13 protein-coding genes and 1 other RNA gene are annotated in these 13,349 nt (G+C 45.3%); 7 read left to right on the forward strand and 7 right to left on the reverse strand.

Features of this window, described 5'->3' with window-relative positions; translation table 11 throughout:
* Positions 1 to 206: 206 nt before the first annotated feature.
* The 6 genes from QT998_RS12315 (at position 207) to folB (ending at position 5,500) form a co-directional block, all read left to right on the forward strand.
* Positions 207 to 1,493 carry a glutamate-5-semialdehyde dehydrogenase gene (locus tag QT998_RS12315; protein ID WP_333116869.1) on the forward strand — a complete coding sequence of 429 codons (1,287 nt, stop codon included), beginning with the start codon at positions 207 to 209 and terminating at the stop codon, positions 1,491 to 1,493.
* Positions 1,494 to 1,537: 44 nt separating this feature from the next.
* A complete protein-coding gene (locus QT998_RS12320; protein ID WP_333116865.1) occupies positions 1,538 to 2,005 on the forward strand; it encodes a hypothetical protein in 468 nt (155 codons plus the stop codon).
* 50 nt (positions 2,006 to 2,055) lie between these two features.
* Positions 2,056 to 2,697: a hypothetical protein gene (locus QT998_RS12325; protein ID WP_333116864.1), complete on the forward strand. Its 642-nt coding sequence runs from the start codon at positions 2,056 to 2,058 to the stop codon at positions 2,695 to 2,697.
* A gap of 49 nt (positions 2,698 to 2,746) precedes the next feature.
* Complete coding sequence (locus tag QT998_RS12330) at positions 2,747 to 3,484, forward strand: hypothetical protein (protein WP_333116862.1); 738 nt, start codon at positions 2,747 to 2,749, stop codon at positions 3,482 to 3,484.
* Positions 3,485 to 3,622: 138 nt separating this feature from the next.
* Positions 3,623 to 4,990, forward strand: a complete 1,368-nt coding sequence (locus tag QT998_RS12335) for a serine/threonine-protein kinase (RefSeq protein ID WP_333116859.1) — start codon at positions 3,623 to 3,625, stop codon at positions 4,988 to 4,990.
* A gap of 153 nt (positions 4,991 to 5,143) precedes the next feature.
* On the forward strand, positions 5,144 to 5,500 hold the full coding sequence (folB, locus tag QT998_RS12340; protein WP_333092853.1) for a dihydroneopterin aldolase: 357 nt from the start codon (positions 5,144 to 5,146) through the stop codon (positions 5,498 to 5,500).
* 264 nt (positions 5,501 to 5,764) lie between these two features.
* Here the strand turns inward: folB and nuoK are convergent, their stop codons facing one another.
* The 7 genes from nuoK to QT998_RS12375 form a co-directional block, all read right to left on the reverse strand.
* On the reverse strand, positions 5,765 to 6,070 hold the full coding sequence (nuoK, locus tag QT998_RS12345) for an NADH-quinone oxidoreductase subunit NuoK (protein ID WP_228042566.1): 306 nt from the start codon (positions 6,068 to 6,070) through the stop codon (positions 5,765 to 5,767).
* Positions 6,071 to 6,201: 131 nt separating this feature from the next.
* Complete coding sequence (locus tag QT998_RS12350; protein WP_194070719.1) at positions 6,202 to 6,825, reverse strand: NADH-quinone oxidoreductase subunit J; 624 nt, start codon at positions 6,823 to 6,825, stop codon at positions 6,202 to 6,204.
* 171 nt (positions 6,826 to 6,996) lie between these two features.
* Entirely contained in the window at positions 6,997 to 7,572 is a 576-nt protein-coding gene (gene ndhI / locus QT998_RS12355; protein WP_265239374.1) for an NAD(P)H-quinone oxidoreductase subunit I, read from the reverse strand.
* Positions 7,573 to 7,675: 103 nt separating this feature from the next.
* Positions 7,676 to 8,794: an NADH-quinone oxidoreductase subunit NuoH gene (nuoH, locus tag QT998_RS12360; protein WP_333092852.1), complete on the reverse strand. Its 1,119-nt coding sequence runs from the start codon at positions 8,792 to 8,794 to the stop codon at positions 7,676 to 7,678.
* A 179-nt stretch (positions 8,795 to 8,973) separates the two neighbouring features.
* On the reverse strand, positions 8,974 to 9,099 hold the full coding sequence (locus tag QT998_RS12365) for a hypothetical protein (protein WP_333092851.1): 126 nt from the start codon (positions 9,097 to 9,099) through the stop codon (positions 8,974 to 8,976).
* Between the two features lie 169 nt (positions 9,100 to 9,268).
* Positions 9,269 to 9,659: a transfer-messenger RNA gene (gene ssrA / locus QT998_RS12370) on the reverse strand.
* Between the two features lie 198 nt (positions 9,660 to 9,857).
* Positions 9,858 to 11,603 carry a serine/threonine protein kinase gene (locus QT998_RS12375; protein ID WP_333116857.1) on the reverse strand — a complete coding sequence of 582 codons (1,746 nt, stop codon included), beginning with the start codon at positions 11,601 to 11,603 and terminating at the stop codon, positions 9,858 to 9,860.
* 300 nt (positions 11,604 to 11,903) lie between these two features.
* On the opposite strand from QT998_RS12375, the gene QT998_RS12380 reads away from it, so the two are divergent.
* Complete coding sequence (locus QT998_RS12380; RefSeq protein WP_333116855.1) at positions 11,904 to 13,022, forward strand: Fic family protein; 1,119 nt, start codon at positions 11,904 to 11,906, stop codon at positions 13,020 to 13,022.
* Positions 13,023 to 13,349 lie beyond the last annotated feature (327 nt).

Here is a 13,349-nt window from a genome sequence, read left to right on the forward strand (position 1 = left end):
CTCCAAAGGTTATTGACAAATGGTAATCGCCGTGGGATTTTATCTATACTTCACTGTTTTAACCTGTCAGTACGGATCGCGGTAAGGAGTCTCAACAAAAATATATAATTTCGTCTGTTTTTTTAAGATTGAAAACCGCCCGCTAAATTTATTTGTGGGGATTCAATTCTCCACTCAAAACCGAAAACTATTTAAAACTTACTGCCATGTCGATTATTGAAATTGCCCAAAAAACGCGCGCCTCTGCTAGGAAATTGGCAGTTTTGTCCGCTGATGCCAAAAATCAAGCGATTGAGGCTATTGCTAAAGCTTTAGAAGCTGCTGCTGCGGATATTTTAGCGGCGAATGCTGCTGATTGCAAGGCGGCCCAGGCGGATGGAATTGCGAAACCGCTGTACGATCGCCTGAAGTTGGATGAGAGCAAGTTGAAAAGTGCGATCGCGGGCGTGCGAGATGTTGCCAAACTCCCAGACCCGATCGGTGCCGTGCAAATCCACCGCGAATTGGACACAGGATTAATTCTGAAGCGCGTAACCTGTCCTTTGGGTGTTTTAGGCATTATTTTTGAAGCGCGTCCAGAAGCGTTAATTCAGATAGTATCCTTGGCAATCAAATCGGGCAACGGCGTTATTCTCAAAGGCGGCAAAGAAGCAGTCCGTTCCTGCGAAATCTTGACAAAAGTCATCCATCAAGCATTAGCAGAAACAGCGGTTAATCCCGCAGCCGTGCAGTTGCTCACCACGCGGGAAGAAACAATCGAACTGCTCAAAATGGATGAATACGTAGATTTAATTATTCCCAGAGGTTCTAATTCCTTCGTGCGGTTCGTGCAGGAAAATACCCGGATTCCCGTGTTGGGACACGCCGACGGAATTTGTCATTTGTACGCAGACAAAGCAGCGGAAATTCAGAAAGCTGTAGAGATTTCGGTTGATGCCAAAACTCAATATCCCGCCGCCTGCAATGCCATTGAAACCTTGTTAGTTCACAAGGAGCTCGCCCCCATTTTCCTGCCCGCTGTTGCCCAAGCTTTGCAGCAGAAAAAAGTCGAATTGCGGGGAGACGAACTAACTCGCCGCATCTTAGAAAATATTGCCGAAGCGACAGAAACAGATTGGTCTACAGAATACAGCGATTTGATTTTGTCAATCAAAATAGTAGATTCTTTGGAAGCAGCAATTGATCACATCAATACTTACGGATCGAGACATACAGATGTGATTGTTACCGAAGACAGCGAAGCCGCCGAAACTTTTTTAAATGCAGTCGATGCGGCGGGAGTTTATCACAATTGTTCGACTCGATTTGCTGACGGTTTCCGCTACGGTTTCGGTGCAGAAGTGGGGATTAGCACGCAGCAAATGCCGCCTCGCGGGCCGGTTGGTTTAGAGGGTTTGATTACCTATAAGTATCGAGTTGTTGGAGACGGTCATATTGCTGCGAGTTATGTCGGGAAAGATGCTCGGGAATTTACTCATCGGGAGTTGTTATGACGTTTGTAGTGAAGACTTCCGTCTTTATTAAACGGAGTTAACTAATGTCAGTCTCTATTTTTATAGACTACAAGCTCATTAATGATACTCAGTGGCATACTATTGAAATGTCACCTGAGAATTATTTTGATTTATATCTAGATGAGAAAATCAGATGGGATTGTGTCCCAAAATACGATAAAGTAATTGATTACTTAAATGTAGATCGTAAACAGGTACTAAATACTAGACTAAGGATAATTGATAATGAAGCAAGTGTCACCAAAATAATTACAACTACATTCTGGGCTCAAGGTGAAAATACAATTGCTGAACGACTCGTTCGAGGTTTAGAAAAATTGTATTGGCTGATGGTCATCACAACTAAGGTACAAGATAACCCTGCTGTTTGGGAAATTTTGAGGTTGCAAAAAGAAAATGATGTCCCTATAGTAGAGTTTCATTCTTTTATAACAGATAATGAAGATGGCTCTGAAACTGAGAAAATAATTTATCCCATTAGGGAGGACTGATTTTTCCAACAGTGGTATAAAGTCGCACTGATGATGATTAGAGTTGGTGTATGTCAGTAGTTGACTTTTTTTATAAGGTGACAGGGATAATGATAGTAAATGGTATAGAATTCCTAGATGAGGATGCTGAATTTTTCCCAAATGGCTCCGTTCATGATGCTACACTTGCCAGCGATGCCGTGATTCAGGGCATTCCCTGTTTGGGCGATCGTAGTTTAGTTTTTTTTCCTTCCGAACGGCTTAAACTCTGCTGGCTATCCCAGACAACTGTTTTGGATGGTATTCCTTGTCCTGGTGACCGTATAGTCTACTTGCACGAAAATGGTCAGTTGCTGAATGCTTCGCTAGCTTGCGATATTCAAATAGATGGAGTTTTGTACCCGTTAGATAGCCGTCTGACTTTTGATGAAACTGGCAAATTGTTGGAGTATTCCCAGAAACTAGACGCAGATAGATCAATCGAAGGATTTCCTTGCTGTTCGCAGTTTGTTGTGTGGCGGTATCCCGACGGTAAACTTAGTGTAATCGTGCTGTCTGCTGTGCATACGATCGACGGGCAAGAATATCCACGCGGTGCCGAGGTGTATTTAAACGAAGATGGAGAGGTCATCGACTGGCAATTAGTAAATCTGGATTCAGAGAAGCGTTATAAGCAGCGGATTTATGGTGTATTTGAACTAGACTGGGAATAAAGAAGCGCGAGGTATAAAGATTTATAACATTCAGAAAAGAGGTTCGATCGTGCTGGAACTACCTTGGGAAAAAAATAGTGATGGCAAAAATGCTTTTCTAAAAAAAAGGAAAACCAGTAAAATAAGTCCAGCATTAATGAAGCTAATTGCTTATTTAAAACTTACTGATGTCACGTTAGTCAGCGCTCGTTTTCATGATTCACCTATTGTTTTTGAACCGTGGGCTTCGGTCTTCGTTGATTCATCAACAAAAATGGAATTTTTGGGAGTTTATAGCCGAGCATTTGCCAACAGTGAAGATGAGCAAAACGAACCCCAAAAATTACCTTGTATATGTCTGAGAAAGGCAGTTTGGAATAAAGCTGATGATTTTAAATTTTTTAATAAAAAATTAATAATTCAAAAAGAATATGTTTTAGGAGAGTCACAAGTTAGATCTCTTATACTTTACCCATTCTTGTTTGAAGCAGATAAAATTATTGCCTTAGTATACGAACTGTTTAATATGACAAAACAGGGAATAAAAATCCAAGACATTAAAGAACTCGAACAGGTTAAAACGAATTTAGATTTTATTGAGTATTGCTTAGGAGATGGTTACTTATCTCATGATTTTAGCTATAATCCATACAGATTCAAGTGTGACGCTCTCGCAAGTTGGACAGTGAAATGGCGCGCCGCCTTTGAAGAAGTAGACGATAGAATCGGATTTATACCGGATGAAGGTTCTAAAATAAGCTATCAATCCTCATTGATAGAACAGATTAAAACACTAGAAAATTATTAATTTGGTGACGATTTTGTCTCTTCTCTTTCATCTATCCTGAAAACAAACTATCGATCGCCCTCCCCTGCAACCAAACTTAGCTAAAATAAGCTATACTGTGCTCCGGGACTCCCCAACTCGAACAATCCACCGTTGTTTATGTCAAACTCATCCCTCCTCGCCCCTGGTTCCACCCTCGAAAAACGCTACCGCATCATCCGCGAATTGGGCCGCGGCGGCTTCGGGCGCACTTACCTCGCAGAAGATATCAACCGCTACGGCGAAAACTGCGTGCTCAAAGAATTTTCTCCCGTGGTTCAAAGCCCCAAAGCGGCCGAATTGTTCGATCGCGAAGCGAATATGCTTTACAATCTTCAACACCCCCAAATCCCCCGCTTTCGAGAACTGCTTCGCACCGATTTGGGCGGTAATCCATCATTATTTTTAGTCCAAGACTACATCCCCGGTGAAACCTACGAACAAATATTGATATCTCGCCAACAGCAAGGTAACAATTTTACCGAAGCTGAAGTTACTCAACTGCTATTTCAAATTTTACCCGTTTTAGAATACATTCATTCCCGCAATTTAATTCACCGCGATGTTTCCCCCGACAACATCATCCAGCACACTGCTGATAAACTGCCATTTTTAATTGACTTCGGTTCAGTCAAGCAAATCGCAGCAACTGCCCTATTTCAGTTTAGGGGACAATCGGATACTGCGATCGGCAAACAAGGTTATTCGCCCGCCGAACAAATGCGACTGGGAAAAGTTACTCCCGCTAGCGATTTGTACGCTTTAGCTGTGACGGCTTTAGTGCTGCTAAGCGGCAAAAAACCTCAGAAATTGTACGATATCCATAACAAAACTTGGGATTGGCGATCGCACGTCACCGTCAGTCCAAACCTGGGAACCGTGTTGGATAAGATGCTAGCAGAACAACCGGGCGATCGCTACCAGTCTGCAAAAGAAGTCCGCGAAGCACTCAAAGACCCAAAATTATCCCAAATTGGCAGCATGATCTCCCAAATGGTGACAATGAACTTTGTCGGTCGCCCCTTCAACCAAAGGACTCAAACAGCTACCAACAACAATACCCCTGTTGTCCAAAACAATCAAATTATCAACAACAACACCAGCAAATTCAAGTTAATTCCTTGGAAAATTCTAGGGAGTTTAAGTGTTGTTTTATTACCGGGTATTCTAGCTTTTAGTGCGATAAAATCGGGTTTGACTCTCCCCAAATTACCGGAAATTCCAAAATTTCCAGACCGATCGCATTCTTCAGATCCCTCCTTAGATGCAGACATCGCTCGTCAAGAAAATATTGGCAAGCGCCGCAAAAATCTTAACATCGAGCCGGATATTTTTTATAATAAAGTAGATGAATTGTTTTACAATAAATATCCAGAATTACAAGGTCGTACATTGACAGAAAAGCCCGAAGATGCACCGATCAGGCGGAAATGGTATGAAGTTGCTGAGAAATTTCTGGATAGATTGGAGAAGGGAGAACAGTTTTGATATTTAAGATAGAATTAAGAGTGATTGAACCGCAGAGGGCGCAAAGAGCGCAGAGGGAGAAGGAAAAGGGCAAAAAAAGAGAGGGAAGAGAAAGAGAACTTTATCTGGTTTAATACAAATTGGTTAGGCAACGCACTTTTAGTTTTTTTCACAATGGATTGTATTCAACTTACAGGAATTCGCTGCTACGGCTACACGGGATATTTACCTGAAGAGCAAGTATTGGGTCAGTGGTTTGAAGTGGATGTTACTCTCTGGCTAGATTTATCGCCCGCCGGCAAAAGCGATAATATTGAACAGACTCTCGATTACCGAAGTGCAATTACTCTGATTCAACAGCTTGTCAAAAACTCGAAGTTTTTATTGATAGAAAAACTCGCAGATACGATTGTTCAAGAGCTTTTAGAACTGCATTTAGTCCAAAAAGTTAAGCTCCAACTCTCCAAACCGGCCGCTCCGATTCCTGACTTTGGCGGCAGAATTACTCTGGAAATTACTAGAAGTCATTAGTTATTAGTCCTTAGTCCTTAGTCCCTAGTCATCAGTCTTTAATCTGCATTAGTTTGTCACGAATGACTGATGAGTCATGACTATTGATTAATTCACTGCTTCCCAGGTTCTAGCGCAATCTAGATCAAGAGGCTCTACCTCGTTTGGGGAAAGGGAGGCAGAGCCTCCGGGTATGCGTTACCAGGCTAGAGCCTGGTAACGAGTATAATCTGCATCAGTTTGTCACTAATGACTAATGACTAATGACTAATGACTAATGACTAATTACCACTTCAGCAAATTAAACTCTTCCATGTCTACAGTGTTGCGGTTGCGGTAAATCGCCAAGACGATCGCCAAACCGACTGCAGCCTCAGCAGCCGCTACCGTCACTACAAACACCGTAAATACTTGACCTTTAATCTGTACGGGGTCAAGATAGTTGGAAAAACCCATCAGGTTGAGATTGACTGCGTTTAGCATCAATTCGATCGACATCAACACCCGCACTGCATTTCGGCTGGTAATTAAACCGTAAATCCCAATGCAGAAAAGTGCAGCAGCTAATAACAGGAAATACTGGAGTTGCAGTTGCATAAATTTTTTGAGTTGCTTTCAGTTAAAATTACTACAAAACAGACAGTTCGGACTTCTTGCATAAATCCATGAGGTGCTTGTGGCGAAACCTACGCAAAATTAGGTGCGCCACAAACACCCTAGAATTACTTTGTTTCGGGTGAGGAAACATCACCTGCTGAAACTAATTCGCGCGGCCGTTCTGGCAAGCTGAAAGCTGGTGTTTCTGATTGTTTGCTTGACAGTTCATCCGCAAAGAAATCGCGGCGGGCTAAGACAATTGCTCCTACCATTGCCATCAACAAAAACAGTGAGGCTAATTCAAAAGGTAGCAAGTAGTCTGTGAAGAAGTGTTTGGCGATCGTTACAATCGAACTTTCAGCCGGTGCTCCTGTTATCGGCACGATCGCCCAAGGAGTAGACACTACCATCGTACCCAAAAGCGCAAACAAACCAGCACAAACCACTGCGGTTGCTACTTGACGCACCCAAGCGTTGGAAATTACGCGGAAGTCTTCTCGTTTGTTTACCAACATGATGGCGAACAAAATTAAGACGTTAACTGCGCCAACATAAATCAATACTTGCGCTGCTGCTACAAAATCAGCATTTAGCAACAAGTACAAACCCGCAATGCTGGTAAATACTCCACACAGCAAGAATGCTGAGTAAACGATGTTGGAGAATAAAACTACTCCTAATGCTCCGGCAATCATCATTACAGAGAGTATGCCAAATGAAACAAGTTGAACCCCTTCGGCTAGATTCACAATTTTTAATCCTCTGTTAGTTGCTAATTGGTAATTGGTAATTGGGCATTGGACATTGGGCATTTGTTATTTGTTATTTGTTATTTGAAAAACTACTAACAAGTAACCACTAACCGCTAACTACTAACTATTCCCGCGAGGCCCCATGCCCCATGCCCCATGCCCCATTACCTACTTTTCGACAATTTCCTCTGGACGGAGACCTGCGCGGCGATCTGTGTAGGAAACTTCGTGGGGGTCGATCGCACCTTTAGGCAAATAAGCAAATTCCCGCATGGGTGTCACCATCGGATCATCTGTAACCTTGTAGGGCAAACGTCCGAGAGCCACGTTATCATAATTCAACTCGTGACGCTCGTAAGCAGCTAACTCGTATTCTTCTGTCATTGACAAACAATTAGTCGGACAATATTCTACGCAGTTTCCGCAGAAGATACACACCCCGAAATCGATACTGTAGTGCTTGAGCTGTTTCTTCTTAGTTTCTTTGTTAAATTCCCAATCCACCACAGGTAAATTGATCGGACACACCCTAACGCAGACTTCGCAGGAGATGCACTTGTCAAATTCAAAATGAATTCTGCCTCGGAAACGTTCCGAAGGAATTAGTTTTTCGTAAGGATACTGCACCGTAATCGGCCGGCGTCTCATGTGGTCAAAAGTAACAGATAGCCCTTGACCGATATACTTGGCAGCTTGAAGAGTTTCTTTGGCGTATTCGCCTACTTGATTGAGGAATTTTAGCATTGTGTTCTCTCTCTGTACTTGAGTTTTTGGTAATTACTAATTGATAACAGGTAATTGGTTAACAGCTAATTTGTGTTAGCTACTGCCTTTTACCTATTATCAATTAACCGCCAAAAGCAAAGGGAAAGGCAAGCTTCAAAGCTGCGGTTAATAGCAAATTAACTAAAGCAACGGGAAGCAAAAACTTCCATCCCAAATTGAGCAATTGGTCGATCCGAACTCGTGGCAGAGTCCAGCGCAGCAGAATTGCCAGAAACAGGAAAAAGTAGGCTTTCAGCATGGTCATTGTAATGCCCAGCAAGCCAGTAAGTACCTGTAACCAAGGGGTCGTTTCGCTCAATCCCAGAGCATTGGTGAGGACTCCGACAGGAATCGGGGATTCCCAACCGCCGAGATACAAAACTGCTACTAGCAGGCAAGAAAGGACGAGGTTAACGTAGGAAGCGATGTAGTACAGAGCAAATTTCATGCCTGTGTACTCAGTCTGATATCCTGCTACCAATTCTTCTTCTGCTTCGGGAAGGTCGAAGGGCAACCGTTCGCATTCTGCGAGGGCTGCGATCCAGAAAATTAGGAAACCGGCGGGTTGTCGCCAGACGTTCCAGCCGAGGATGCCGTAGCCGGCTTGTTGCTGTACGATGTCGATCGTACTGAGGCTGTTCGACATCATCACCACTGCCAATACTGCCAAAGCTAGAGGAATTTCGTAGCTGAGGGATTGAGCGGCTGCTCTGAGTCCGCCGAGGAGGGCGTATTTGTTGTTAGAAGCGTAGCCCGACATCAGTAAGCCGATCGGCTGAATGCTAGAAAGAGCAATCCAGAGAAATATTGCTGTCCCCATGTCGGCGATCAGCATATGCTCTCCGAAGGGGACGATCAAGTAGGACAAAAACACTGGAATCACGACAATGACCGGCCCGAGCGTGAACAGCAGCGCGTCAGCTTTTGCCGGTATAATGTCTTCTTTGAATACCAACTTCAGCCCGTCGGCAACGGGTGCTAGCACTCCCAGAGGGCCGATAAATTCCGGGCCGATCCGCTGCTGAGCTGCGGCGGAAATTTTCCGCTCCAGCCAGACGCTTGTCAGTACCCCGAATACAGCACCGACAACCATCAGTACCATCGGCAAAGGTAGCCAAAGCACTTGGGCGATGTCCGCCGGTAAGCCCAAATCGATCAGGGCTTCTACGAAACTTCCTTGTAAGTCAATTCCTGGGTTCATGTTTCCAGATCAATGAGCGATCGCCATATAATTTTTCACCAGTCCTTCGTAGGAGCAGGCTTAGGGAGCGGGTCTTTGTAAAGATTTTTAATGCTTTACCGCCTATAAGTATATCGCCCGACAGCCCCACAGAACGCACGGACGGGGTAAAGTTCTAATTATCTGAGATCCTAGTTTGGCTAATGAGCGGTAACTGATGGTTGAGTGTTGGCTGTTGGCTGTTGGCTGTTGGCTGTTGGCTGTTGGCTGTTTAGTGCTAGACGCATAAATACCAAAGAAACCGGGTTTTTATGCGTTTCTGCCATCTGTAACGAAGTATTTTGGCAAAAACCCGGTTTCTGGACTACCCGTGGTTGTTTAGTCCTATGAGCGAGATATAGCCCAAACAAAAGGGCCCAGAGTTAACTCTGGGCCCTTTTAATGTTGTAAAGCGACTTTCAAACGGCTTAAACCATTGATTTTACGTCACCTTTGCGATGGAACTGGGCAGAATCGAACTGCCGTCCAAAATGGGTATTTACCTTCCGATCGTTCACAGGTTTATCCCCTCTAATCCTTGGGGAGGGAACCATCTTTATCCCAAATGGGGGGATTTTCTAGTGATTGCTTTCCAGGCTAGACGACTAGAAACGTTTAGCTAGGGCATCCGTTGGGGGTTGTTATGCTGCTATTAACGGAGTTAAGCGGCATACACTCTAAACCAAGCTCAAGAAGTTTTTAGGCTACAGCTACGGCTTTGCGAGCGAAAGGAACGATGTTGTTCGCATTTACTATTTTGTTTGAGCCGATATTAGCGAGAGTAGACTCCCTCTCGACCTGCATCACGGAGCAGCTTTCGCCACCCTGTCGAAACCATTACAGCCCCTCGTGTTCTCTTATCATAGCGAATATTTTGTTTAACGTCAATCGATTTTGGATTGAAGATTTTGGATTGGGGATTTTGGATTGGGGATTTTGCACAAGTCGTCGATCGATACATTCACCGCAGATTTCAGGCGGATCAACACTGATTGACGCAGATAATTTCAGTCTGACGCACCGAACTTAGGTCGATCGTCCTGGATTAATGCAAATTTTCGTCCCAAACGCCGATGTAAATCCGATCGCGCTCGTTGCGTTCGATCGTACCTGAGAGCGAACCCTTCCTAAACGCAAACCGATTAGTCCGGCGCTGCTGCACATCTCGGAACCCCTGCAAAATCTCCCGGCTTGCGCCGCCCACCATCCCGTTTAAGGCGGTTTTGACTACCAAATCGTCCACTGACGGGGCAAAAGAACCCTCTGTTTGGACTAATTTGTCGGAATCGCGATCGTAAATGTAGCCGAGAGTAATTCGGTTCGGCAATATTTCGTAAAGTGCGGTGCGAGTATTGGGCCAATAGCCCCGGCCTTGAGAGTCCGTGGGTTGTCCCAATTCCGCTAAAATCTGACTTTCCGGCGTACCAACGGCATATCCGGGGATTGCGGGATTCCTCCGATTGCTGGTTGTCGGTTGTTCGCTGGGTGCGGGCGATCGATCGGGCGGCAACTCTTTATCAACAAGTTTTTCTGTTGGTGTGGGTTCGACAGCCTCTGGAGAAGGGGCGGGTGTTGGAGAAGGGGCGGGTGTTGGAGAAGGGGCGGGTGTTGGAGAAGGCGAGAAAGGTGTTGGAGTTTCCGCAGCAGGCGGCGGAGTTTCTCTGGGAGTCCGAACCGGTGCGGGCGTGGAAGTGGGAATTGGTGCGGGGTTGACGCGCGCGTCTGGATCTGCGGGGGCCGAAGTGCGATCGTCCTTCGCTACTGGTGCGGGTTCGGAAGGTTGCCGGTTGAGGAAAACCCTAGCAACACCGACCAAACCTGCAACTAACAGGGCGATCGCCACGAACCCCAAAATCAACCAAATCTTGCGATTGCTGCCCCCAGAAGACACCACAGCAGGCGCTGTTCTCACATTTGCAGGCGACTGAGCGCCATGTCCCGGCATTACCGCCACCGTCGGCCCAGTGTCCGACCCTGCACCCTGCCCGCGCAGCAGATCCAGCCACTCATCCACGCTAGCAGGGCGATTTTGAGCTTCTACAGTCATCCCCCGCATCACTGCTTGACTGACAGCAGGACTCACGGACGGCTGCAAGTCGCGGGGTGAAGGCATCGGCTGGCTGGTACGGAGAATTGCAGCCACTGGCACCTGTGCTGTGAGCAGAGTATAAAGCGTCGCGGCCAGACCGTAAACATCTGTGGCGGGGGTATATTTTCCTTGGGCGAAATACTGTTCTGGCGGCGCGTAGCCGTCGGACACCATATTAGTGTGATTTTGGGTTGCACCTGCTGTAAACTCGCGGGCAATGCCGAAATCGATCAGCACGACTTCTTGGGTATCTTGGCGCAGGAGAATGTTTTGTGGCTTGACATCTCGATGCAGCAAACCCTTTTGATGAACTGCTTTCAAAGCAGCGCCAATTTGAGTGATGTAGAGAATTGCCAGATTTTCTGGGAGGGGATTGTTTCCACCGACTACCTCGCCCAAATTCTGACCGGCAATGTAGTCCATTACCATGTAGGGCTGTCCGTCTTCGACAAAGAAGTCGCTGACGCGGACAATATTCGGATGGACGCAGGAAGCCAACCGCCTCGCTTCGTCTTGAAACTTGCGATCGAATTCGGCAAAATTGGGTTGCTGCCGCAGAGATTCGTTGAGGGTTTTTATGACTACAGGCTGTCCTAAATAGCGGTGATTTGCCCTGAAAGTAATCCCAAAGCCGCCGCGTCCCAGTTCTTGTTCGAGGGTGTACTTTCCACCCTGTAAAGTTTTGCCGATTAGCGCATCCATAGTTTCAGGCGATCGCACATCAAATAATATGGCTGATTATGGCACGTATGGTCGGCTAAGTTACCAGTCTCAAGGGCGATCGCCCGGATTGCATCATTAGTATTGATTCGGTATTGCTCGCACCTCCGTAGTGTTAGGTTGTATTCTAAGCCCCTAGATGTAGGGCATATTTTTCCTCCAGGTTTGTCAAAAATGTACTTATTAACGAAAAGAAGTCTATTTTGATAATATAGCGTTGAAGAGTATTCAGTATTAACGGAACCGATAACAATGGTCATAGGGACTAGAGCTGGTCAATATGTGGAACAGATTGCAGGCTACAAAGCCTTTGTACCTAATCCGCTGCCACCCACACCTGAGATTATTATGGATCAGGAAATGTGGCATCTGCTGTCTCAGGCAGATCGTGCGTTGGGGCGGCTAGACGGAGCAACGGATGCTCTACCAAATCCAGATCTATTTGTGTTTATGTATGTTCGGAAAGAAGCAGTTCTTTCGAGCCAAATTGAAGGAACACAAACATCTTTGATAGATGTCCTAGAATTTGAATCTCAAGCTTTGGAACCGGAAAATCCTCAAGAGGTGGCTGAAGTTGTAAACTATATCGCTGCTATTAACTATGGTCTTGAACGGCTCAAGAGTCTCCCTGTATCTTTGCGATTAATTCGAGAAATTCACAAAGAGTTAATGCAAGGGGTCAGAGGTGCTGAGCGCGCTCCAGGAGAGTTTCGCCACACCCAGAATTGGATTGGTGCAGGAGGATGTTCGTTGGCGCAGGCTACTTATGTTCCTCCTCCACCCTATGAAATGCTCCAATCTCTAGATAATTTGGAGAAGTTTTTGCATAGTCCACAACCTATACCTACCTTGATAAAAGTGGGATTGGCTCATGCTCAGTTTGAAACAATTCACCCTTTTCTCGATGGTAATGGAAGAACAGGGCGATTATTAATTACGTTTCTGCTGTGTGAACAAAATATACTACAACGCCCATTACTCTACCTCTCTCACTATTTCATGAAATATCGCTCTGAATACTACGATCGTCTTCAGGCTATCAGAGAAAGTGGCAACTGGGAAGGGTGGCTGAAATTTTTTCTGCGTGGGGTTTACGAAGTCGCTCAGGAAGCTGCGGCTACTGCGCGTAAAATAGTAAACTTAAAAGAAGAACATCGCCAATTAGTCCTCAACAGAATGGGGCGTAAATCAGGGAATGCAATCGCATTGCTTGAGAGCCTTTATTTCAGACCAATCTTTAATGTAGAACACGCTGAAGCAATTACGAGTTTGTCATATCCCAACGCCAACGCCTTAATTAAGGCTCTTAGTGATATAGGTCTTGTGAAAGAAATTACTGGACAAAAACGTAATCGAGCATTTTCTTATGCGACCTATCTAGCTGTTTTCCGCGATTCTTAGCAGCAACAAATCCAGCCAAACTATAGCATTTATTATCCTAGTGAGGTACACTTAATCCATTGATTGTCCAGCTTTTTAGCTTCCAGGATGTACCTGACCAAGAACCGCTATATATGACAGTATTCACATAAATAGCTCGCTCTTTCTCGAACCGCCTGTCTCGTCAGCTCACCGATCGACATCTTGAGCCACCATCATTGCATTAATGTGGGTAAAGATGCGATCTAATTCCCCAATAGCATCGAGTTCTGCCGCCTCTTCTGCCATTAGTCGATCTGCTTTTTTCTTCTCTAACAATTGTTCCATCCGCTGTTGCAGCGATTCACT

The sequence above is a fragment of the Microcoleus sp. S1D4 genome (assembly GCF_036700765.1).
GTDB lineage: Bacteria > Cyanobacteriota > Cyanobacteriia > Cyanobacteriales > Microcoleaceae > Microcoleus.

Coding starts and splice junctions, on each gene's coding strand:
- nuoH (WP_333092852.1), bottom strand. CDS start 8,794: ATGAACCCAGGAATTGACTTACAAGGAAGTTTCGTAGAAGCCCTGATC.
- folB (WP_333092853.1), top strand. CDS start 5,144: ATGGATTGTATTCAACTTACAGGAATTCGCTGCTACGGCTACACGGGA.
- QT998_RS12365 (WP_333092851.1), bottom strand. CDS start 9,099: ATGGCAGAAACGCATAAAAACCCGGTTTCTTTGGTATTTATGCGTCTA.
- QT998_RS12315 (WP_333116869.1), top strand. CDS start 207: ATGTCGATTATTGAAATTGCCCAAAAAACGCGCGCCTCTGCTAGGAAA.
- QT998_RS12325 (WP_333116864.1), top strand. CDS start 2,056: ATGTCAGTAGTTGACTTTTTTTATAAGGTGACAGGGATAATGATAGTA.
- QT998_RS12320 (WP_333116865.1), top strand. CDS start 1,538: ATGTCAGTCTCTATTTTTATAGACTACAAGCTCATTAATGATACTCAG.
- ndhI (WP_265239374.1), bottom strand. CDS start 7,572: ATGCTAAAATTCCTCAATCAAGTAGGCGAATACGCCAAAGAAACTCTT.
- QT998_RS12375 (WP_333116857.1), bottom strand. CDS start 11,603: ATGGATGCGCTAATCGGCAAAACTTTACAGGGTGGAAAGTACACCCTC.
- QT998_RS12335 (WP_333116859.1), top strand. CDS start 3,623: ATGTCAAACTCATCCCTCCTCGCCCCTGGTTCCACCCTCGAAAAACGC.